This is a genomic window from Gordonia prachuapensis (genome assembly GCF_036350515.1).
In the GTDB taxonomy this organism is placed as follows: domain Bacteria; phylum Actinomycetota; class Actinomycetes; order Mycobacteriales; family Mycobacteriaceae; genus Gordonia; species Gordonia prachuapensis.
Genome location: NZ_JAZDUE010000004.1, coordinates 50,413 through 74,064, shown reverse-complemented (window position 1 = coordinate 74,064; position 23,652 = coordinate 50,413). Strand labels below are relative to the sequence as shown.

Below are 23,652 nucleotides of genomic sequence, written 5' to 3'. Positions count from 1 at the left end.
CGAACAGAGGAACGACGATGGCCCGAATGCCGGTCGAGAAGCGCCGAGACCTGTTGCTCGACGCGGCATTCCGCGTCATCGCTCGCGGTGGTGTCGATGCCGCGACCACCAGGGCGATCAGCGCCGAGGCGGACATGACCCTGTCGACGTTCCACTACGTCTTCGCCTCGCGCGAGGAACTGCTCACGGCATTGGTCCAGCGGGGCACCGACAACGAGATATCCGTGATCGCCGAAGCATTGACCGCCGCAGCCGAGGATCTGGTGGGTGGTTTCGACGGCGTCCGGGTCATGTTGCGGGAGAGCCTGTTCGGCTATATCGACGGCGTCGTCGCCAATCCCGAGCGGGAGCAGGCGATGATCTCGCTCAACCAGTACGCGCGCCAGACCACCGGGCTCGCGTGGCTGGGCGCGGAGATGTACCACCGCTACTATGCCGCAATCGCGGACGGGCTCGCCCTGGCCGCAGCGCAGGCACACGTCGAGTGGTCTCGCCCGGTCGAGGAGTTGGCGCCGCTGGTCGTGGCTGCGACCGACGGGATCACGTTGGCCTACCTCAACACCCGCGACCGCGCGATCTGTGACCGGATCGCCGACGCCACGGTCACCTTGCTGCTCGGCCACGTCGTCCGCAGGTAGCGGACGACGTTTCACCCGCGACGACGGTGTCGCCTCACGATCAGGGGGACAAAACCATGGGGGTATCACGCAGACACCTGCTCACCGGAGCAGCGGCGACCGCCGTCGGGGGCGGCGTCGCACTCGTCGCCGGTCAACCGACGGCGGGTGCGACGCCGGATGGCACAGCGCCGCCGGCATCGGACGGTTATCTCGTCGGGTGTGGTCGTGCCGACATGACCGGCGCGATCGCAGGTCAGGGCATGATGGGCTACTCCGATGCCGAACAGGTGGCGGCCGGTCTGCTGCAACGGTGTTGGGCACGCGCCTACATCGTCGTCGACCGGGCGACCGGTGAGCGGGTCGTGTTCGTCACCAGCGACGTCGCCTGTCTGTTCCAGTCGCACCACATGGGCGTGGTGCCGCGGCTTCGCCGACGATTCGGCGCGCTCTACACCGAGCGCAACGTCAACCTGAATGCCACCCACACGCACGCGTCATGCGGGGGTACCGCCTGGGACTTCGCCTATTCGCTCGCGGCTTACGGTTTCAAGAAGAACTCCTACGATGCCGAAGTCGACGGTATCTACACCGCGATCGTCCGTGCCCACGAGAACCTCGCTCCGGGAACGATCTCGATCGGCCGCGGCGAGCTGCACGATGCCAGCCGCAACCGCTCGCAGACCGCATTCGATCTCAACCCGGCATCCGACCGTCGACACTTTCCCGCCTCGATCGATCCGTCGGTCACCGTGTTGCGATTCCGCCAGGGCGGTACAGACGTCGGGGCGATCACGTGGTTCCCGACGCACGGCACGTCGCTGACCGACCGCAACAAACTCATCGCAGGTGACAACAAGGGCTATGCGAGCTATCGCTGGGAGCGCACCGCACCCGGTTTCGTCGCGGCATTCCCACAAACCAACAGTGGCGACATGACGCCCAACCTCAACCTTGTCAAGATGCAGCCGGGCGGACCGACCGCGGACAACAAGACCAACTGCGAGATCATCGGCGAACGTCAGTACCGGGCGGGCCGAGCGGCATTCGACGCCGCCCGACCGATGACCCGCGGCGGCGTGGACTCCGTCGTGCGCTATGTCGACATGTCGTCGGTGCGGATCGACGGGGCCTACACACCGGAGGGCCGTCCGGCCGCGACGACGCCGGCGATGATGGGTGCCGCGGCCGCGGCGACCAGCACCGAGGACAACTGGCGCTCGCAACTCGGGTTCCTCCAGGAGGGCACCACCAATCCGCTCGTCACCGCGCTCGGCGGCGATCGTCATCCCCCGGTCTCGCCATGGATACGGGACATGCAGGCACCCAAGCTGATCGCCTTTCCGTTGGGGCTGTTGCCGCCCTCCCCGTGGATACCGCACGTCGTCCCACTGCAGGTACTGCGCATCGGCGAACTCGTCCTGGTCGCCGTGCCGGCGGAGGTCACCATCGTCGCGGGACTGCGGCTGCGGACGGTGGTCGCCGATGCTCTCCGGACAGGCCCCGAGAACGTTCTGGTACAGGGATATTCGAACGCGTTCACCCAGTACGTGACGACGCCGGAAGAGTACGACTCGCAGCAGTACGAGGGCGGCGCGACGATGTTCGGCCGCTGGACTCTCTCCGCATACATGCAGGAGTTCCACGCCCTCGCATCGGCGATGGCGAAGGGGTCGGCGCCGGGGCGAGGCCCGGCGCCGCTCGACAAGTCGGGGTTCCAGCCCGACCTGCTGCCGCCCGTCCCCGCGGACCGGCCACTCGCCGGATACGCCTACGGCGACGTGCTGGCGGCGCCGCGAGCCCGCTACCGGGCGGGTCAGGTGGCGGTGGTCGAGTTCGTCGGGGCGCATCCCATCAATGACTTCCGGACCGGTGGAACGTATCTCGAAGTGCAGCGCCGAACGGCCACCGGGTGGGAGACCGTCGCCGACGACAACGACTGGGAAACCGTCCTACAGTGGCGGCGCCCGCCGGGCCAGGGCGACGCGTCCGTGATCCGCATCGAATGGACGATTCCGGAACGAACCTCGGGACGCTTCCGCATCCGCTACCTGGGCGACAGCCGCGCCGCGGACGGGGCCGTCCGCGCGATCGTCGGGGTGTCCCCCGCGTTCGTCGTCGGCTGATCGCTGTAATTCTCACGGCCGCAATCACCACAACGCCCGGCAACGATAAGGTCAGACGGGATTGCCCCTGCTGAGAACGCAACTCGAAGATCGGAACAAAGAACGATGAAGCTGCTCAGGCTCACCCTCTTGACGCTCGCCGGCGTCGTCACCGCGCTCCTCACCGTGTCGACCGCAACCGCGCACGGCGCGCCGGTATCGACCGCCCCGTCTCATCTGACCTCGGCGTCACCCGGCGGGATGAGCATCACGTCGGTGCTGCAGAACGCGTCCTTCGTGGCCCGGGACGCGAACGCCCTGACCGTGGTCGACGACAACGGCCGGACAATCGACAGCGTCGGGCTGTCCATCCCGCTCAACGGGGTCCAGGTACCGCTGCGTGCCGAGGTGAGTGCCGATCGGTCGACCGCGACCCTGACGCCGATGATCAGCCCGGAGATGCGGGCCGCGATCGCCGCAGGCATGCACCCCGCGTCCGCCCAGAAGGACCGCGCCTGGAACCGGATGATCTGGCACATCAACAACGGATGGAACCGTGGCGGCGGCGTCGCCACCGCCGTCGGTGCGATCGTCGGACTGATCGTCGGCTGCCTGGTGATCGTGGGCTGCATCTGGGGCGCCGGTGTGGGCGCCGCGATCGGAGCCGTCGTCGGGATCAACAACGGCGATCCCCGGGCCGGCCAGGCGATCCTGAACTGGATCAACACCCCGTGATACGGGACGGGTCGGAGTCCGCGATCCGCGGACTCCGACCCGTCTGTCGTCTGTTCACAGCGAACGCGCGATGATCTCCTTCATGATCTCGTTCGTACCCGCATAGATCTTCTGCACCCGGTTGTCGGCCCACATCCGCGCGATCGGGTACTCGTTCATGTAGCCGTACCCGCCGAACAGCTGCAGGCATTCGTCGGCGACGACCATCGCACGATCACTGGTCCACCACTTGGCCATCGCGACGGTGGGGATGTCGAGGGCGCCGTCGAGATGCTTGACGATGCAGTCGTCGACGAAGACCCGCGCGATCCGGGTCTCGGTGGCCGCCTCGGCCAACTTGAACTTGGTGTTCTGGAAGCCGAAGATCGGTCGCCCGAATGCCGTGCGGTCCTTGGTGTATTCGATCGTCTGTGCCACCGCGGTCTCCATCCCGGCGACCGATGCGACGGCGATGATCAGGCGTTCCTGCGGCAGTTGCTGCATCAGCTGGATGAATCCCTGGCCTTCTTCGGCACCGAGAAGATTCGAGGTGGGCACCCGGACACCGTCGAAGAACAGTTCGGAGGTGTCCTGGCCGCGCTGCCCCACCTTGTCGAGGACACGTCCGCGCCGGAAGCCGTCGCGGTCACCCTCGACCAGGATCAGTGAGATCCCCTTGGCGCCCTCGCCGACGTCCGTCTTGGCGACGACGATGATCAGGTCGGCCTGCCCGCCGTTGGTGATGAAGGTCTTGGCGCCGTCGATGACATAGTCGTCGCCGTCGCGAACCGCCTTGGTCTTGACGTTCTGCAGATCCGACCCGGTGCCCGGCTCGGTCATCGCGATGGCCCCGACCACTTCCCCGCTTGCCATCTTGGGCAGCCAGGTCTGCTTCTGCTCCTCGGAGCCGTACTCGAGGAGGTAGTGCGCGACGATGCCGTTGTGCAGGCTCGCTCCCCACGACGAGTCGGCGATCCGCGCCTGCTCCTCGATCAGGACGGCTTCGTGCGCGAAGGTTCCGCCACCCCCGCCGTACTCCTCCGGGATCGACATACACAGCAGACCGAGCTCACCGGCCTTGTTCCACAGGTCGCGGTCGACATGATGCTGCTCGATGAACTTCTCGATGTTCGGCTTGATCTCCTTCTCGCAGAAGCTGCGGGCGAGATCGCGCAATGCGGTGAGGTCGTCGGTTTCCCACGAGGAGCGGTCGGTCATCTGGCACCCTTACGGTCGGCGTTCATTTCACCGACGATCGTAACAGTGGCTGATGTCAACGTCTGGACGCGAGCGCCGACGGTCGAGACCGACCGTCGAACGACGCCAGGTCAGGCGTCCGCGTTGCCCTTCGACCATTCCTGCCAGGAGATGTTCCAGTCACCGAGCCCGTCCACGCCGGACAACGTCTCGCCGGCGGTGTTCTTCACGATCACCGGGTCGCCTCGGAGCGTGTTCTGCATGACCCACAGCGCGTCGTTCGGGCTGAGGTTCAGGCATCCGTGGCTGGTGTTGGTGTTGCCCTGCGCCCACACCGACCAGGGAGCCGAGTGGAAGAAGATGCCGCTGTAGGACATCCGGGTCGCGTAGTCGACCGGGGTGCGGTAACCCTCGGCGGCGTTGATCGGCACGCCATAGGTGGACGAGTCCATGATGATGTGCTCGTGCTTGTCCGACACCAGGTACACGCCGTTGGGCGTGTCGTGGCCGGGCTTGCCCATCGACGTCGGCATGGACCGGATGACGTTGCCGTCCCGGTTGAACGTGACCTGCTTGGTGTTGTTGTCGGCGGTGATGACCATCGACCGGCCGATGGTGAAGTTGGTCTTCGAGTTCTCCTGACCGAAGAGACCGTCCCCGAGGTCGATGCCGTAGGTGTTGACGGCGACGTCGACCTTGGTGCCCGTCTGCCAGTAATCCTTGGGGCGCCACCGGACCTCGGAGTCACTGATCCAGTAGAACGCGCCCTCGACCGGCGGATCGGTGGTGACCCGGATGGCGTCCTGCGCGGCCCGGCGGTTCGGGATCGGCTCGTCGAACTTGATGGCGACGGGCTGGCCGACGCCCACTGTCTCGCCCGGCGAGGGAGTCAGGTAGGCGAGCGTCAGATTGTTCGGTGCCTGCGTGGTGAACGACACGCGCTTGGTGGTCCGCCCACCGATGCCCACGGCGTCGGCCTGCAACGTGTACGTGCGGTTGTAGCCGAGCGGCTCGGCGCTGGTCCACGTCGTGCCGTCCTCGGACAGAACACCCTTGACCGGCTTGCCGTCCGACTTGTCGATCCGGACCCCGGTGATCGACCCCTCGGTCGCTGCGACCTTGATCGGGGCGCCCGGCTGCACGCCGATGGTCTGGTCGTTGAGCGGCTGGTTGCCCACCTCGGTGACCATCCCGGGCCGCAGCATGTCGTCGAAGAGGTTGGAACTACTGACATTCGACGAGTAGGTGGGTTCCTGCGAGCAGGCCGACACCATGGCGACTACTGCGACAAGAATGCCGATGATCGCGAGCGGCGAACGAGCGCCTGCGCGGGTACGACCGATCCGCATGATCCTCCATCCTGGAAACGCCGAAGAACTCACCATGCGATGTCGTCGAGGAGACTCCCCCTGTTACGCACGGCTGGCCACAAGTGTACGAGACATCTCACGACCGGATTGTCCGAGTCGGTCGGACACCCGACCGAACACGAAAGACGCCCCACATGCCGCGGGGCGTCTTTCGGAATCCTGTGCGCCATCAGGGACTCGAACCCCGAACCCGCTGATTAAGAGTCAGCTGCTCTGCCAATTGAGCTAATGGCGCTTGCCGGTGCGAGAAGGAACCTTACATGTCGGGACGACAGAAGTGAAATCGCCCCGACCGGCCGTCATCGCACACGAACGTGTCGCGATCGTGGCCGTCACTGCAGGATTTTTCGCACCACCAGTGCGACGACCACGGCCCCGACACCGGCCAGAGCGTACTTGACCGCCGGCTTGCTCAGGGTGGCGACGGCCTTGCCCTTCGCGTCTGCCGCCAGCCGCTGCGGGCTGGTTCGTTCGGCCAGCGTGTCGAGGGTCTTGGCGAGGTCCTCTCGCGCCTGCGCGATCTCCTGCTCGATCCGTTCGGTATCCCCGGACACGTGGTTCCTCCCAGCGCTTTGACGACATACATGACGACAGAGTGTCTCGACGTGTCAACGACAGCGTGACTCGACCTTCCGAGCGTACGGCATGTCGGCCCGCGTACTCGGGTCCCGTGAGTGCACTCGGGTCCCGTGAGTCAATCGACTAGCCTGACGGTATGCCAGCACCCACGCGGCTGTCCGTCGGAGACCCCGCCCCCACCTTCACCCTCAGCGACGCCGCAGACAACCCGGTATCGCTGGCCGACTACGCCGGCCGGAAGGTCATCGTCTACTTCTATCCCGCGGCATCGACGCCCGGCTGCACCAAGCAGGCGTGTGATTTCCGCGACAATCTCGCCGAACTCAACGACGCCGGGATCGATGTCGTCGGCATCTCCCCGGACAAGCCGGCGAAGCTGGCGAAGTTCGTGGAGAACGAGGGCCTCACCTTCCCGTTGCTGTCCGACCCGGACAAGCAGGTGCTCTCCGAGTGGGGGGCGTTCGGGGAGAAGAAGATGTACGGCAAGACGGTGACCGGGGTGATCCGGTCGACCTTCCTCGTCGACGAGGACGGAAAGATCGCCGCCGCCCAGTACAACGTCCGTGCCACCGGCCACGTCGCCAAGCTCCGACGCGACTTGTCGGTGTGAGTGTCGTCCGCAGGTCCGACGACGATGTCCGCGCCGCTCGCCGAGCCCCTCGTCCCGCGTAAGCGGCCGACCCAGGAGCGCAGCAAGAAGAAGTTCTCGGCGATGCTGGCCGCCGCGCGCGACCTGCTCACCGAGGTCGGCTTCGAATCCCTGACGTGCGAGGAGATCGCGTCGCGGGCGGAGGTGCCGATCGGCACCCTGTATCAGTACTTCGCGAACAAGTACGTCATCGTCTGCGAGCTCGACCGTCAGGACACGGTCGGGGTGCGCGAGGAACTCGCCGCGTTCGCCTCGGAGATCCCGTCGCTCGAATGGCCCCACCTGTTGGAGAAGTTCCTCGACCATCTCGCCGCCCTGTGGCGCGACGATCCGTCGCGCCGGGCGGTCTGGCTGGCCGTGCAGTCGACTCCCGCGACGCGTGCGACGGCCTCGGAGAACGAACGGGTGCTCGCCGACCAGGTCGCGAAGATCCTGGCGCCGCTGACCCCGACCCAGCGCACCCGCCGCGAGATGATGTCGCAGGTGCTGGTGCACACGGCCTACTCGGTGCTCAGCTTCTCGGTGCAGGACGGCCACGACCACGATCAGTCGGTCGCCGAGCTGAAACGGATGCTCGCCGGCTATCTGCTGCTCGAAGAGACGACGGCCGAGGACTGAACCCCCGTTCGCGCCGTCACGCGGGTCTGGCCAGCCGACGCGGGTCGGCCGCGGGAGCCACGCCGAACCGCGTTCTCCCGCAGCCGGCGGGCGCGAAAAGGCGTCAGACGCCTTCGAGGATCGCGACGGCGGCGGCGGTGTCACCGTCGTGGGTCAACGAGATGTGGACTCGGGTGTCGACGAGGATCTCGCCGATCTCGCCGCCCAGGCGGATGGCCGGACGACCCCAGTTGTCGGTGACCACCTCGATGTCGCTGTGCCGGATCAGCGGCAGCAGCGGCTGACGGGAGAACCGGCTCACCGACCATGCCTTCACAACGGCTTCCTTGGCGGCCCAGCGAGCGGCGAGATGACGGGCCTCGTCACCGGTCCCGGCGGCGGCGTCGCGACGTTCGCGGACCGTGAACCGATCCGCGAACGTCGTGCCGGGCTGGCGCAACTGCTCGCCGAACTCAGGGATCGACACGATGTCGATGCCCACACCCAGAACGCTCATCGCCGCATCTGCCCCGGCGGTCACACCACCTCGCCTGCGCGGCCGTAACTGCCGTCGGCGGCCAGACGGACCGCCGGATCGAGCAGCAGGCCTGCCTCGGCATCGTGCTCGTCGACGGCCTCGTCGAAGCGACGGTTGGCCGGGCGCCGGTAGGCCGGCTCGACACCGCACATCGCCTCCAGGAGACGGTGGTTGCCCTTGCGAGCGCGCTCGGCGGACACCCGCCGGTACTGCGCGGCCTGCTCGGCGTCCAGGGTCGCGACGAACGCCTCCGGGTGGACCACGGCGATCAGCCCGGACACGTGGCCGAAGCCGAGGCTGGTCAGCAGACCCGCCTTGAGCGGGAACCGCTCACCCAGATGCAGGGTCTCCCGCGGCCACACCAGGTGCGGGTACTCCCGCATCTGCTCGTCCACACAGTCGAGGCTGCGGTTCGGCGGGATCACGCCGTCACGGAGCAGCTGGCACAGCCCGATCAGCTGGAAGGCGGCAGCGCCGCCCTTGGCGTGACCGGTCAGCGTCTTCTGCGACACCACGAACAGGGGTGCACCGTCGCCGCGGCCGATGGCCGACGCGATCCGCTCGTGCAACTCGGACTCGTTGGGATCGTTGGCCCGCGTGGACGTGTCGTGCTTGGAGATCACCGCGACGTCGTCGGCGGTGACTCCCAGCGCGCTCAGCGACAGAGCCAGCGGTGAGGCATCGTTGCCGCGCGCCGCGCCCAATGCGCCGAGCCCGGGAGCCGGGATCGAGGTGTGCACGCCGTCACCGAAGCTCTGCGCCCACGCGACCACACCGAGGACCGGCAGACCCATCTGTGCGGCCACGTCACCGCGGGCGAGCAGAATCGTTCCGCCACCGGCGGATTCGACGAATCCACCGCGGCGACGATCGTTCGCCCGGGAGAACCGGCGTTCATCGATGCCACGTTCGGCCATCTTGGCCGAGTCCGCGGTCGCCGACATGTCACCGAATCCGACGATGCCCTCGATACCGAGATCGTCGAAGCCGCCGGCGACGGCGAACATCGCCTTGCCGAGCCGGATCTTGTCGACCCCCTCCTCGACCGACACCGCCGCTGTGGCGCACGCGGCGACCGGGTGGATCATCGCACCGTAGCTGCCGACGTAGGACTGCACGACATGTGCGGCGACGATGTTCGGCAACGCCTCCTGCAGGATGTCGTTGGCCTTCGACTCCCCGAGCAGGGTGTTGATGTACAGCTCACGCATCGAGGTCATGCCGCCCATGCCGGTGCCCTGGGTGTTGGCCACCAGACCGGGGTGCACCCACCGCATCAGTTCCGACGGGGTGAAGCCCGACGAGAGGAACGCGTCGACGGTCGCAACCAGGTTCCACAGGGCCACCCGGTCGATCGACTCGGCCATGTCCGGGGTCACACCCCAGCGTGTCGGGTCGAATCCGGTCGGGATCTGCCCGCCGACGGTCCGCGTGAGCGAGAACTGCCGCGGCACACGGATCTCCGTGCCGGCCAGTCGGGTGACCTGCCAGTCGCCGGTCTCCGCGTTCTCGGCGACGCGGGTCTTCTCCGGGTTCGCCGAGGCGAATGCGCGGGCCTCGGTCTCGGAGCTCACCGTGAAGGTGAGGTCCTCATCGAGGAAGACCGATGTCAGCAGCGGCGAGGTGTTGTCCACCATGGCGCCGTCGTCGGCGTAGCGGCGGATACCGCAGCGGGAGACGACCTCGTCGTGGTAGCGCTCGGCGATCTCGCTCTCCGGCACCGGGTCTCCGGTCTCGGTGTCGTACCAACCGGGCTTCGGTGCCGTGTCCCAGTGGATCAGGCCGGTGTTCCAGGCGAGCTCGACGACGCCTGCGGCGGAGAGCTTCTCGTCGACCTCCATCTCGAAGCGGGTGCGCGCCGAGCCGTACGGCCCGAGTTCACCGGCGCCGACGATGACGACGAGATCCTCCGGGCGCGCGTCGATCGACGGCCACTGCGGGGTCATCCCCTGCGGAGCGCGAGCCGGGGCCGGCAACGCCGACACCGTTGCCACGTCTTGCGTCTCGGACTCCTCGTCCTCGGCGACCGCGGAATCCGCGGCAGCAGAGGCGAGCGCCTTGAGGTCGACGGACGGGTCGAGCCCGCCGGTGAAGTCGGCGACTATGGCCTCACTGCGTGCGCCGGCGCGGTGCTCCGGGGTGCACAGGCCGAGCAGGTTGTCGGCCATCTCCTCGGTGCTCCAGGTCCGGACACCCGCAGCCTCGACGGCGTCGACCATGCCGTCGTTGTGGCCCATCAGTCCGGTACCACGCACCCAGCCGATCAGGGCATGGGCGAGAGTGATCTTCGTGCTCCAGGATTCCTCTGCGGCCCAACGGGTCACGAGCGCGTCCAGTGCGGCCTTGCTCTCGCCGTAGGCCCCGTCGCCGCCGAACATGCCGCGGTTCGGGGATCCGGGCAGGACGACGTGGACGCGGGCGGCGATGTCGTGATCGGCGTGGATCTCGCCGAGTCCGGCGATCATCCGCTCGACCGACCACAGCAGGACCTTCATCTCCAGCTCTGCGCGACCACCGGCATCGGTGAGGTCACCGGCGACGCGCGGCGCCGCGAACGGGAACAGCAGGGTGGGCTTCATGGCCGGCTTGATCACCGACGTCGTGCCACCCAGGTTCTCGGTCTGCTCGGCGCCGATCCACTCGACGAGGTCGTCGACGTCGGTGTACGACGCCATGTTGGCCGGTGCCACCCAGAGAGCGGCGTCGAACCGCGCGTTCTCCCGGTAGAGCTTCTTGTAGAACGCGAGCTTCGCATCGTCGAGCCGCGAGGTGGTGGCGATGACGGTCGCGCCGCCGGCCAGCAGGCCGCCGATCACCGATGCGGCGATCGATCCCTTGCCCGCACCCGTCACGACCGCGATGTCGTCGGCGTACTCACCCGCAGCCGGCTTCTCGGCTGCCTCGGCGATCGCCGCGAAGGTCCGGGCGTGCACCGCATTTCCGTTGGCCAGCGCCTTGCCCTGCCACCACGTCGCGTGCTGGGCGACGGTACGACCGGCACCGTCGAAACGGCCGACGACACTGTCGAAGTCGGAGTCGAGATCATGCTCGTCGGCCAACCACAGCCGGACCAGGTCCTCGCGGCTGGTGGCCCACCGGTCGTCCACCAGGACGACCTTCGCGACGTCGAACGCAGGTGCGACCGTACGCGCCCAATCGGAACCGAGCTCGGTGCTGACCCGCTCGGCCACCGCCGCATTCGGGTCCTCGACGATCTCCGCGGTCGACACCTCGTCGGCCAGGCCGAGTTTGGCGAGCACCGTGTAGGCCGCCGAGGCCAGTGCCCCGGACCGTCCGGTGATCTGTTCGGTGAACTCGCCGAGCGCCGCGGCGTCGACGGTCGCGCCGCCCCCGCCCTCGGCGGCCGGCTTGGCGACCGAGATGCCGCGCGCGGCACCCACGGTCGTCACCGCGCGGTCGATCAGCGCGTCGAGCGAGTCGGCGTTGGTGAGCGGCCCGTCGAGCAGGTTGCCGAGGTCCTCACCGCGCACGCTGGCACCGTCGCGGGTACCGAGTGCGACGGCGACCGTGGTGTGCAGACCCCAGCCCGGACCCAGCTGCCAGACGTTCGATACGCGATCGGTGATGTAGGACTGACGCTTGCCCACCGGGCCGAGCACCTTGCGGATCTGGTCTCCCACAGCGTCGGTCAGCACCGGGCCGAGCGGCTTGTATCCGCGGGCGAGGGTGTCGACGGTGGACGACAGTGCGGTCATGTCCGCTTCCGCGGCACCGTCGATCGCACCGAGACCCAACTCGCCACCGATGTCGAGCAGCAGCTGGTTGCGGCGCGACGACACGCCGTCACACAACGCCTCGATGGTGTCGGCGGAGCCGATCTGGTCGGTGCGCATCTTGGTCCACAGGGCGATCACGGACTTGACCGCGTCGGCCGGACCGAAGGCGATGTCGTCCGGACGCGGCCCCGCCGCGGCTGCCGGCGCCGGGGCGGGAGCCGCCGGTGTCGCAGTGGCAGTGGGCGCCTCGGGTGCGGCCGGGGCCTCGGCAACGGTTTCGTCGACGTCGTCCTCGGGTTCCGGGCCGGAGTCCTTGGCCAGGATCAGGTCGGAGTCGCGCTCCACGTTGGCCACCTCGGTGGTCGCCGCGGAGTAGTCGTCGAGCTTCAGCGTGTTGGTCGCCAGACCGGCGAGCGTCGGGGCGCCCTTGAGGCCGATCTCGACGAACCGCTGCACGCCGAGTCCGCCGCGTTCCGGGCCGGCGAAGAGCAGTTCCTGGGTCTCGATCCAGCGCACCGGGCTGGCGAACTGCCACGCCAGGAGCTCGATGAGGATGACACGGGCCAGGTCGCTCGGCTTGGCCGCCCACGAATCCCAGTCGGCGAGAACCGCGTTCAGCGGATCGGACGGGACCAGCGCGGCGATCTCCTCGACGAACGGACGTCCGAGGTTGAACAGCCGCGGCACCAGGTTCGGGATGTAGTGGCCGACGAGGATGGCCGGATCGAAGTGCTCGGGCAGCAGATCCTCGAGCTTCGAGCGGAACTCCGGCACACCGGCGCGCAACACACTGGAGTGGAACGGGACGTCGATGCCGGGTACCAGGATAAACGACCGCTTCCCGCCGAACTCCAGTCGGCGACGTTCGATCTCGTCCTCGAGGTGCTCGAGGCCGCGGACCGTTCCGGCGATCGCGTACTGGGAGCCGAGCAGGTTGAGGTTGACGACCTCGAGGAACTCTCCGACCGAGGCGGCCACATCGGCGACGAAGCCGGTGACGTCGGCGTCGGCGAGTCCGAACTGGCTCGGACGGATCGCGGCCATCCGGTAGTCGCTGCGGCCCAACTCGTCTCGCGGCACCAGGTGATGCATGGCCTCGCCACGCTGGAACACGACCTCGAGCACAGCCTCCAGCGGGAGGACGCCTGCGCAGGCGGCGAGCGCGTTGTACTCACCGACCGAGTGTCCGCAGGTGATGGCGCCTTCGACGAATCCGCCGGACTCCTTGAGTTCGGCGATCTGGGCGACGCCCAACGTGGCCATCGCAACCTGGGTGAACTGCGTCAGGTAGAGAACGCCGTCCGGGTGGTTGTAGGTGGTCCCGTTCGCCACCAGCGTGGTCGGGTTGTCGCGCACGACCGCGAGGATGGAGAACCCGAGCGCTGCACGGGTGTGCTTGTCGGCGCGATCCCACACCTTGCGGGCGGCCTTGGAGCGCGACCGGGCGTCGAGGCCCATGCCCTTGCTCTGGATGCCCTGACCGGGGAACGCGTACACGGTGCGCGGCGCGACCAGCAGACCGGTCGCACTCATCACGAGGTCATCGCCGACCTTGGCGCTGACCTCGACGACCTCGCGGCCCGCGTCCAGCCCGACACGGTCCACCCGCACGGTGATCTCGTCGCCGGTCCGCACCATGCCCAGATACCGTGCGGTCCAGCCGACCAGCGGGCGGGGCGACGGGATCGGCTGCTTGCCGTCGGTGGCCGTGACCACCTGCTGTGCGGCTGCCGACAGCCACATCCCGTGCACGATCGGCTCGCCCAGACCGGCGAGTTTCGCGGCGGCGGCATCGGTATGGATGGGGTTTCGGTCGCCCGACACCGCGGCAAAGCCGGTCATCCGGCTCGGCGCGGTGATCGTGGCCTGGCGCAGCAGCTTTCGGGTCGCCGACGTCTCGTCGTCGGTGGCGCCGCCGCCGCGGGCGGGATCGGCGAGCTCCGCCGCACCGAGTCGTCCGCGGATGGCGAATCGCTCGGCCAGGGTCGCGACCGGACCGGTCGCCCCCGCGATGTCCACGCTCACCTCGACGACCCGGCCGACCTCGGTGTCGGTCACCGCCCCGCAGCGGGCGGTCACCGTCAGTTCGGTGGCGTCGGCAGGGATCTCGCCGACGATGTGGATCGCGTGATCGAGGTGGACCAGGTCCAGCAGCCCCTCGACGACGGGCCTTCCGTCATCGGTACGGGCCGCGCCGATGACGCTGAACACGCTCGGCCAGGACGCACCGACGAGGGTGTCGGGAACCGCGAAGCCGAACGGCGCGGTCGGGGTCGTCGGACGCAGGTGGGCCGGCATGGTGTAGCCGGTGACCGCCGCGTGGTCGGCGACGCCGTCGGGGTCCCACGCCACGGTCGTGGTGGAGACCTTGTCGGTGACCTCGGCGAGGGCGCCACCGGCGGCCACCGTGAGGATCTCGGTCATCGCGGCCGACGCCTCGTCGATGCCGACCCGAGGGCTGCCGCCGTCGAGGATCGTGGCATCGATGTGCAGCGGGATACGCACCGAGGATCCGGAGATAGGGGTGACGAGGTCGAAGCGTGAGCCGTCGAGTTGGTCGGGCGCGCCCGCGACGCGTTCGAGGACCGAGCCGGTCGGCTCGTGCTCTGCGCGGCCGGGATCGACGACGTCCCAGCGGTCTACGTCGCCGAGCAGAGCGATCGGGCTCGACACCATCCGACCTGCCCAGTCCACGTCCTCGGCCTCGAGGACCGCGACGATCGCGCCCTCGTCGCCGACCAGACCGACCCGCTTGCGGGAGTCCACGGCCAGGGCCTCGACGCCGGTGTTGTGCAGGTCGGTCACGACCTGCGCCTCGAAACGGTCGAGCAGGTCGCCGACCGGCTCGTCGACCCGGGTGATACCGGAGACGGCGACCGGGCCCGGGATCACACACACGGCGTCGGCCGGGTAGCGGGCGTCGTGGGCCTGCCACAGGGAGTCGCTGCGCCACCAGCGGCGCACGTCCTTGTCGATGACGGGCACGAAGTTCACCGGCTTGCCGGGGGTCCGGCACAACTCGAGGAAGAACGCCACGTCGGCCGGGTGCAGCACATCGGTCTCGATCTGCGGGTAGACGCTGCCGATGGCGTCGATGGCCGAGTGCGGGTCGTCGGTGGAACCCATCTCGGCGAACATGGTCGGGATCTCGCCCGAGTCGGCCGGGTTCATGCGGGCCTCGGTGCGTTGCAGCATCTCGACGAACCGCTGCTGCCAGGTGATGTCGGCCCACGGGATCTGATCGGAGCGTCCGTCGCCGACGGCGAGGGTCGCGTAGCGGTCGAGCCATTCCCGGTAGGTCATGTCGGCGATGTCGCCGAAGTACGGCTTGGCGGTGCCCTCCATCGCGGCGATGATCTCGTCGCGGCGCTCGGCGACGGCGTCCGCGTCGCCGGCGACCTCGTCGAGCAGTCGGCCGCAGCGCGATGCGGTGTTGTCGATCTCGTGGATGTCGGCGCCGAGTTGGCTACGCCCGGATGCCATTCCGGCGGTGGCGTGACCTGCACCGATCCAGCCGTCGCACCCGACGGTGTCGACGAGCAGCTGCTTGACCTCGGGTGCGGTGGTGGCCTCCTTGGTGGCCATCGCGGCGGTGCCGACCAGGATGCCGTCCAGCGGCATGGCCGGGTAGCCGTAGACCGCCGACCAGGTGCCGGTCAGATACTCACTGGCACGTTCCGGGGTGCCGATCCCGCCGCCGACACAGATGACGACGTTGTCGCGGGCCCGCAGCTCACCGTAGGTGGCCAGCAGCAGGTCGTCGAGGTCCTCCCACGAGTGGTGGCCGCCGGCGCGCCCGCCCTCGATCTGGACGATCACGGGGTGATGCGGGACCTCGGCCGCGATGCGCACGACCGCGCGGATCTGCTCGACGGTGCCGGGCTTGAAAGCGACGTAATGCAGTCCGGCCTCGACGAACTCGTCGACGAGGGCGACGGCGTCCTCGAGTTCGGGTATGCCCGCCGACACGACCACGCCGTCGATCGGGGCGCCCTGGGCGCGCGCCTTCTGCACGAGACGCTTGCCGCCGAGTTGCAGCTTCCACAGATACGGGTCCAGGAACAGCGCGTTGAACTGCGCCTGCCGCCCGTCGTCGAGCATGTCGGTGAGGCGCGCGACGTTGTCGGCGAAGATCTGTTCGGTGACCTGCCCGCCGCCGGCGAGTTCGGCCCAGTGGCCGGCGTTGGCGGCGGCCGCGACGATCGCCGGGTCGACGGTCGTCGGGGTCATTCCCGCGAGCAGCATCGGCGAACGGCCGGTGAGTCGGGTGAAGGCGGTGTCCACTGCGGTCCGCCCGTTCGGCAGTGCGATCAGCTGCGGCGCAAACTGATGCCACGGCCGGGCGATTTCCGGGATACCGCCGGGACTGAAGAGGTTTCGCTGTCCGACCCGCAGTGCGGCCGGCACCAGGCCGACGCCTTGGCCGCGGACCAGCGCCGAGCTCAGGCGGGTCGCCAGGTCGCCGGGGCCGAAGTCGAGGATCCACGTCGCACCGGACGCGACGACGTCGTCGACGGTCGCGACCCAGTCGACCGGGTCCACCAGCACCGCACGCGCATGCGTCACGGCGGTGTCACGGTCGATCCCGCACTCCTCCGCCCAGCGTGCGACGAGGTCGACGGCCTCGGCCATCGTCGGATGATGGAACGCGACACTGACATTGAGATCGTCGAACTTCGGGGCGAACGGTGCACCACCGGTGACCTTGCGCTTGCGGTCGTCGGCCTCCTCGGCGGCGATCCGCTCGCAGAAGGCGGCGAACGCGGCGAGGTGGCGCGGCGCACCCGACAACGCGACCGATCGACGCCCGTTGTTGATCGCCAGTACCGGCGCCGAAGCGAGTTCGGTGTCGCTGAGACCTGCCCGGTACTCCACGAGGATGTCCGAGATGCGTTCCGGCGCGACCCCCGAGACCGCGAGCATCGGAGTGCCGTGGGTGGTGGTCGCCAGCCCGCGACGACGGGCGATCAGGGTGCCGGCGGCACCGATGAGCTGTGCGATGGCCAGGAGCAGGCCCTGCCCCGATTCGGCGACCTGGCCGTCGGCGCCGATCGCGTGAGTGGCGATCGCGCCCTGGGAATGGCCGATCACGGCCGTGGGCGAGATGACCGCGGTGTCGAGGCCCTGCTTCTTGAGCGCCTCGATGGCGGCGAGCTGGGTCAACAGGACGCCCGGGCCCGACAAGGTGAAGTCGGCGAGCTCGGCGTCGCTGGGGACGGCCTCTTCGGCGTCGTGAGCCCGCACCCAGGTCAACGGGTGGAAGCCGTCGACGAGAGCGATCGTGACCTGGTCGGCGACCGGGTCGATGATGCGTTCCGCGGCGGCGACGATCTTCGCGATGCGGTGTTCGAGATCTGCGTCGACCACCAGTTCGGCCAGGGTCGGCAACCACGGCGAGCCCTGTCCGCCGAAGCTGATGGCATACGGCTCGCCGTCGGCGAGACGATCGATCAATGGCGCGGTGGGGCGGTTCGAGTGCGCGGCACCCTGTGCTCCGGAGCGGTATTGGTCGACGGTCACGTGCACTCCTCTTGTCTCGACACGTTCGCGGGCGTGTCGGGTCGTGGATCTCGGGGGCTGGTAGTCGGCGGCGGAGCGCGGAATGTATCCGCACGTCGGGCGTCGGTCGGCCTGGTCGGGTCCAGGGCAGCAGTCAATGGCACACTGGTGAACACACCTGCCGCGCAGTGCTTTTCGCGGCTCGCGGGACTCATCCGTGAGTCACCGTCGGCGTGAACGTGACCCAATGATGACACACGAAAATGAGGGTTTCCTCATGTTCAAATCGAACCCGCCGGTATACCCACCGGTAACCTCGGCGGTAGGACAGGTGTTCACCGAAATACGCTCGCGGCCCTCGGGCATCGGTGCAGTTGAGGCGCGGCGCCCGAGCGCTCGATCGGCGGTTCGGACCCCCGAATCGGTGCGTTATGAAATCGTTATGTGATGTGTTCCACTCCTGGTGGCGACGTCGCGGGGCCCCGTCCGATCGACCTGCACCAGGGGCGGAAAAGTACCCTCGGGGGTCATGTCGTCCTGCGTGTTCTGTGCCATCGTCGAGGGGTCCGCGCCCGCCCGCACCGTCTACCGCGACGACGCGGTCATAGGGATTCTCGACATCCGTCCGGTGACCAGGGGCCACACCCTGATCCTGCCCCGCGATCACTCGTCCGGACTCGCGGACCTGGCCCCCGAGGTGGGCGCGCGACTGTTCGCCGCCGGCCAGCGCATCGCGGCCGCGATGAAGAGCGGCGACATCGCGGCCGATGGCGTCAATCTGGTGCTCAACGACGGCCGCGCGGCCTTTCAATCGGTGTTCCACACTCATCTCCATGTGGTGCCGCGACACGACGGTGACAAGTTGAGTTTCGCCAAAGGACTCGTCGTCCGGCGGGACCCGGACCCCGACCACACCGCGGAGATCCTGCGAGCAGCACTGGCGAGGGACTCGCGATGACCGACGACACCGTCTCCCGGCGCGAGGGCGACATCGCCATTCCCGCGGCCGCGGTCGAGGCGGTCCGTCGGGCCGAGGTCGTCACCGTCTTCACCGGCGCGGGGATGTCGGCGGACAGCGGGATCGCGACGTTCCGGGACACCGAGACCGGGCTCTGGGCGCGGTTCGACCCCACCGAGATCGCGACTCCCGCCGCCTGGCAGAACGATCCGGGCCTCGTCTGGGCCTGGTATCAGTGGCGTGCACGACTGGTCCGGGGCGCGGCTCCCAACGCCGGCCACCGGGCGTTGGCGAGCCTGGAACGCGACCGCGGGGTGTTCGTCGTCACCCAGAACGTGGACGACCTGCACGAGCGAGCCGGCAGCACGGCGGTCAGTCACCTCCACGGGAGTCTGTTCGCCCCTCGATGTAGCAATTGCGGTCGCCCGTATCAGGGCACCGACGCGGACCCCGAGCGGGCGGTGCAGGAGATCCGCGTGGAACCCCCGTCGTGCCCGGTCTGCCTGTCTCCTGTTCGGCCGGGGGTCGTCTGGTTCGGTGAGGGATTGCCGGCCGGCGAGTGGCAGGCCGCGGAGAACGCATTCGCGTTCGCCGACGTCGTCCTCGTGGTGGGCACGAGCGGTGTGGTGTACCCCGCCGCCGCGCTACCCGAGCAGGCGCTGGACCGCGGCGTGCCGGTCATCGAGTTCAATCCGGAGCCGTCGGCGTTGAGTCGGTTCGTCACCCACAGCGTCCGCGCGTCGGCAGCCGTGGGGCTTCCCGCACTCCTCGCGCACGTGGGCTGAGTACCGGCTCCTCCCCCGGTGGCGCTCTCACCCTCGAAAAATCTTGGCGGCCAAGCTCATACCCGGGAGATGAACGTGGTCACTCGCCGGCGGTGAGGTCGATGGGCGTCCATTCTCCACTGTTCGCGGCCGCGCCGCCGACGACCTTCGGACCGGGCACCGACCCTGGCTTGACCCCACGTCGATCCAGCGCCTCCCACAGTCCGGCGAGCGCGCGGTCCGGATCCAGTTCGTACTCGGACTCGCGAACACGCCAGAACTCCCATCCGCACCTGCGGAGTTCGCGTTCCCGCTCCATGTCCGATCGTGCCTGTTCGCCGGTGGTCCGGAACGTATCGCCGTCGCATTCCACGGCCATCCGGGCATCCGCCCCGGTGACGACGAGGTCGATGGTGCGGTTGTTGACGGTCATCGCGGGCACCACGTGGTACCCGCGCTCCGTCAGGCGGTTGAACACCCGCTGCTCGAACAGACTCGAGAACGGCTGCTGCCGTTCGATTTCCGAGACGTCTTCGGGCATCGGCGGAAGTGTGGGTCCCTGATTGGACTCCACGTACGCGACGAGTGACCGACGCAGATCGTTGGCCTTGAGATCGTCGAGGTCTATCGAGTGGAACAGCCACATCTGGTCCATCGCGCGCGATGCGGCCACATTGATCCGCCGTTGGGATTCCGCACGGGTCAGCGGCGCGATCGCGGCGGAATCCGACACCACCATCGACAGGAACATCACCCGACGCTCGTCACCCTGGAAATCCGGCGGGGTGCCGACCCGCAACCTCCGCTCACGCCACTGCCGGTCGGTCAGCGTCTCCCGGAGTCGTCGCGTGATCTCGTCGACCTGCTTGGTGCCCTGCAGAGCGATGACCCCGAAATCCGCTCCGTCATAGGCCGGGTCCCGCAGGCACGCCGACAGCGCATCCGTGATCGCGATCGCCTCGGCCTCGTTCACCAGACCCTGACCCTGCCCGCTCGCATCCCCATCCGGCACATGGACGGCACGCAGAGGCGGGAGGCGGTCGGCGCCGAACTGCCGCACCGGCACCAGCGGCGCGCCTGAATAGAACTGGCGGGACGAGAACTCGATGATCTCGGGCATCGACCGGAAGTGTTCGCGCAGGCGGATGAGATGCCCGAATCGGCTCCGCAGCAGCGAGAACAGACTCGACCGGGGCGTCAGTCCGTCCCGGAGGTAGGTCGGGAGGTCGGGCAGGTGGGCGTCGAGTTTGGCGAACGCATCGTCGAGGGTGGTGCCGGTGAGACCGCTCGGTGCACATTGTCGGTCGTCGCCGACGACGATGACACGCGGCGCCAACCACAGCAGGAACGAGCTCGTGATGTCGGCCTGGCTCGCCTCGTCGACGATGACGACATCGAACGCGTCGCGGCGCGGCGTGACGGTCTCCGCGACCTGGCTGATCGACATGATCCAGGCGGGTACCGCGCCCTGTGCCTGCTCCATCGCGGCGCGGGCGGCGGCACGAAAGCGGTTGGCGTACTTGCCCGATCCCTTGCCGAGGTTGATCATGTGATCGCGGTAGGACTGCAGCGCCTGGACTTCGGCGACCGTCATGCGTTCGAGGCAGGCCCGCCACGCCCGCGCGGCCGTGAGGCGGACTGTGAGGGCGCCGATGTCGGCCTCGAGTTCGTCGAGTTCGGACTGCAGGCGACCCTCGAGTCCGGGATCGCTGCGCTCCTCGATCCAGGTCTGCGCGCGCCGCCATGACCAGGCGGCATCGATATCCCGTAACCGCCTGTGCCACAAACGATCATCCGCGGTGTCGGTGAACACTGCGTAGAGTTCGGGAGCCTTGCTGCGCAGTCGCAGGGTCAACAGGTCGAGCGCTGTCTGGTCGGCGAGTTCGTCCCGGGCGGTGTTCCAGGCGCGGCGCGCGTCGCGAATGGTGTCGGGGTCGGCGCCCGCCAACGCCGACAACAGCGCGTCGCCCTCGGGGGAGGGCCCCTGCTCCACCTCGGCGGCCAGCCGGTAGGCGCAGTCGGCCAGTTCGTGCTCGGCGAGCACGGCGTCGTTGGTCGCGGCGATCGCGCCCGCCTGCCGGGCCACGGCGGACACGTCGGCGACGCTGCGCGGGCGTGGACCACCGGGACTGATCGCCTCGAGTTCGCGGACCAGCTGGTCACGCCCGGTCATCAGTTCGGAGATCCACGCCAACTGACCGTCGAGTCGCACCAGCGCGTTCAGCTGCGCCGACCGGGATCCCGTGTTGTCCACCGGGACATGCAGGTCCGCCAGCACCCGTTGCACCTTGCCCACGGCATCGAGAACCGCCAGATGGTCGGCGACCAGACGCAGACCCTGCTCATCGGTCGGTGCCCGGCCGTCCACGGTGGCGTTGATGCGGGATTCCTCGACGGCCCGCTGCTGCGGCGACCGCAGCAGCCTGCTTCGCCAGCGCCCTCCGCCGACCAGATGGTCGGCCGCGGCGGCGAACACCGCGTCGTCGCCCGGGCCGGCCCCGTCGACGTCGACGACATGGCCACCGATCGCACGATCGCGTTCGGCCGCGTCGGCGATCACCGGCGAGAGACCCACGACCCGCGACCAGAGATGGGCGGCCTGGCCGTCGAGCAGGCGATCCGCCATGTCGACGATCGCGGGTGGGAAGTTCGAGACCTCGCCGGCCGCCACCGCGAGCCGCTCGCACACCTCCTTGATCCGGACGAGCCGTGCGCTCTCGACATCGTCGAGGATCGACAGCAGAGACCCGCTCCCGACTTCGGGATCGGTGGGCCGCTGCGCGATCCGTGCGCAGATGTCGTCGAGCACTGCTGGTTCCGGCAGTAGCGTGGCCAGGTCGGGAAGTCGTTGACCCAGACGTGGTTCCGAGCCGAGGGTGCTCGTCAGCAGGGCCCTGAGCCGCTCGAACTCGCCGGTGTCCAGCGGAGGCGTCGCACCCTCGACGGGACCGGGGAGCCACCGGTATCGTTCCTCGTCGGCCTTGCACTGGCGTACCACTTCGGCCGCGGTGCCGCGGTAGTCACCGGCCACCCATTCGTGCACCTCCGTCTCGGACTCGCGCGCCGACCAGAGTTCGCGGAGGACTCGTTCGCGCCGGCGCAGCGCCTGATCGCGCTTTCCGATCACGTCCGCGATCTCCGCATCGACCACCCGGGGCTGGTATCGAGACCTCCGGTCCGCGATCGCCTCGACACTCGACACCGTCGCCTCGAAATCGTCGGTGCCGACATCGGCGATCGACACGGTGAGATCGCGCAGTTCCGGGGGCAGCATGTCGCGCAGGACGTGCAGCGCATGCGCCTTCTCACTGGTGACCAGCACGCGCTGCCCCTGTGCCAGCAATGCCGCAGTCAGGTTGGCGATCGTGTGCGTCTTGCCGGTCCCCGGTGGGCCTTCCACCACGACCCCGGTGTCGAGTCCGAGCTGGGCGAGCACGTCGCGTTGTTCGACGTTGGCGGGCAACGGATACAACGCCTCCCGCACGAGCTCGTCGGGAGCCTTCGCGCCGGTTCTCGCCAATGCCGCGACGCGGTCGGGCGCCTCGATCGGCGCGACGAGCTGCGCGAGGCCGACCGGCGCATCCTCGGATTCGGCACGCAGCTCCGCGAGCATGGCGTCGTAGAAGTCGAGCACGGCGGCCACGCCGCGTCGACGGAGCACGACCGCCGGACGCAGGTCGGCCGAGACCGACACGCGATCGCGGTCCACAGCGACCCGGGACAGCCACTCGTCGATCAGGTCGCCGATCTTCGGTCCGACCGGACTGGACAGTTCGGCGAGTTTCGCGCGCGTCTTGAGGGTACCGGACAGGTCGACGCCGTCGACCGTGGCGAGGAGGGATGAGTCGTGCACGACGGGTACCGCTCCGGCCCCGAGAACGACCCGGATCGAGCCGGTCTCGTCGTCGCGGTCCGCTACGACCTGCTGGGTGACGAGATGTTCATGTCGAAGCGGCGGTTCGTCCGAGGGCGCGGTCGCGTCGTGCACCGAGACGAGCGCGTTGGCGAGGACGAGCTCGAGGCCATCGGGGTCCTCCTGCAGCTCACCCACCATCCGTGTGAGTTCCGCGTGCGCGTCATCGGCCGGGCCGAGCTCCATGACCGTCTGCCCGGCGACCGCCGCCGTCCGCACCGGCACGGCGGTGGACTTCCCCACCCAGAGCACGCCGGGATGATCGCCGACGTCGGTGACGACGTCGAAGCGGGAGCGGACGAGTTCGCGGAGGTAACCGATCAGCCGGACGACCTGGTCCGGCTGCGACGTGTCGGTCTCCTCGGCCATCGGTGATCGATCCCTCCTGCGTACGCCTGCGCCGGCGTCCTCGGCT

The 23,652-nt window shown here is 68.6% G+C and carries 13 protein-coding genes and 1 tRNA gene; 7 read left to right on the top strand and 7 right to left on the bottom strand.

All coding sequences use genetic code 11. From position 1 onward, the window contains the following. Positions 1-17: 17 nt before the first annotated feature. The 3 genes from V1Y59_RS06000 (at position 18) to V1Y59_RS05990 (ending at position 3,457) form a co-directional block, all read left to right on the top strand. The gene (locus V1Y59_RS06000) at positions 18-638 is read left to right on the top strand and encodes a TetR/AcrR family transcriptional regulator (RefSeq protein ID WP_330503932.1); all 621 of its coding nucleotides are present in this window, start codon (positions 18-20) and stop codon (positions 636-638) included. 56 nt (positions 639-694) lie between these two features. Next, positions 695-2,743, top strand: coding sequence for a neutral/alkaline ceramidase (locus tag V1Y59_RS05995; RefSeq protein ID WP_330503931.1), 2,049 nt, complete (start codon positions 695-697; stop codon positions 2,741-2,743). Positions 2,744-2,848: 105 nt separating this feature from the next. Further along, positions 2,849-3,457, top strand: coding sequence for a DUF8020 domain-containing protein (locus V1Y59_RS05990; RefSeq protein WP_431309112.1), 609 nt, complete (start codon positions 2,849-2,851; stop codon positions 3,455-3,457). Between the two features lie 54 nt (positions 3,458-3,511). Here the strand turns inward: V1Y59_RS05990 and V1Y59_RS05985 are convergent, their stop codons facing one another. From V1Y59_RS05985 to V1Y59_RS05970, 4 genes are all read right to left on the bottom strand, one after another. Next, complete coding sequence (locus V1Y59_RS05985; RefSeq protein WP_330503930.1) at positions 3,512-4,654, bottom strand: acyl-CoA dehydrogenase family protein; 1,143 nt, start codon at positions 4,652-4,654, stop codon at positions 3,512-3,514. A 110-nt stretch (positions 4,655-4,764) separates the two neighbouring features. Further along, entirely contained in the window at positions 4,765-5,982 is a 1,218-nt protein-coding gene (locus V1Y59_RS05980) for a L,D-transpeptidase (protein ID WP_330503929.1), read from the bottom strand. Between the two features lie 183 nt (positions 5,983-6,165). Beyond that, positions 6,166-6,238: transfer RNA gene (locus V1Y59_RS05975), tRNA-Lys, on the bottom strand. Positions 6,239-6,335: 97 nt separating this feature from the next. Next, entirely contained in the window at positions 6,336-6,557 is a 222-nt protein-coding gene (locus V1Y59_RS05970) for a DUF3618 domain-containing protein (protein WP_330503928.1), read from the bottom strand. A gap of 161 nt (positions 6,558-6,718) precedes the next feature. On the opposite strand from V1Y59_RS05970, the gene bcp reads away from it, so the two are divergent. Next, positions 6,719-7,192, top strand: coding sequence for a thioredoxin-dependent thiol peroxidase (gene bcp / locus V1Y59_RS05965; protein ID WP_330503927.1), 474 nt, complete (start codon positions 6,719-6,721; stop codon positions 7,190-7,192). 24 nt (positions 7,193-7,216) lie between these two features. Continuing rightward, positions 7,217-7,849, top strand: coding sequence for a TetR/AcrR family transcriptional regulator (locus V1Y59_RS05960; protein WP_330503925.1), 633 nt, complete (start codon positions 7,217-7,219; stop codon positions 7,847-7,849). Positions 7,850-7,952: 103 nt separating this feature from the next. On the opposite strand, the gene acpS is transcribed toward V1Y59_RS05960, so the two are convergent. Both acpS and V1Y59_RS05950 read right to left on the bottom strand, forming a co-directional pair. Next, on the bottom strand, positions 7,953-8,345 hold the full coding sequence (gene acpS, locus V1Y59_RS05955; protein ID WP_330504116.1) for a holo-ACP synthase AcpS: 393 nt from the start codon (positions 8,343-8,345) through the stop codon (positions 7,953-7,955). A 20-nt stretch (positions 8,346-8,365) separates the two neighbouring features. Beyond that, positions 8,366-17,623 carry a fatty acid synthase subunit beta domain-containing protein gene (locus V1Y59_RS05950; RefSeq protein WP_330503924.1) on the bottom strand — a complete coding sequence of 3,086 codons (9,258 nt, stop codon included), beginning with the start codon at positions 17,621-17,623 and terminating at the stop codon, positions 8,366-8,368. Positions 17,624-18,131: 508 nt separating this feature from the next. Between V1Y59_RS05950 and V1Y59_RS05945 the strand changes: the two genes are divergently transcribed. Next, positions 18,132-18,560 carry an HIT family protein gene (locus V1Y59_RS05945; protein ID WP_330503923.1) on the top strand — a complete coding sequence of 143 codons (429 nt, stop codon included), beginning with the start codon at positions 18,132-18,134 and terminating at the stop codon, positions 18,558-18,560. Next, a complete protein-coding gene (locus V1Y59_RS05940) occupies positions 18,557-19,345 on the top strand; it encodes an SIR2 family NAD-dependent protein deacylase (protein WP_330503922.1) in 789 nt (262 codons plus the stop codon). Before V1Y59_RS05945 ends, V1Y59_RS05940 begins: the two co-directional genes overlap by 4 nt. 79 nt (positions 19,346-19,424) lie before the next feature. Here V1Y59_RS05940 and V1Y59_RS05935 read toward each other — a convergent pair whose 3' ends face one another. Further along, positions 19,425-23,606 (bottom strand): AAA domain-containing protein, encoded by a 4,182-nt coding sequence (locus V1Y59_RS05935; protein WP_330503921.1) that lies wholly within the window; start codon positions 23,604-23,606, stop codon positions 19,425-19,427. Positions 23,607-23,652: the final 46 nt, after the last annotated feature.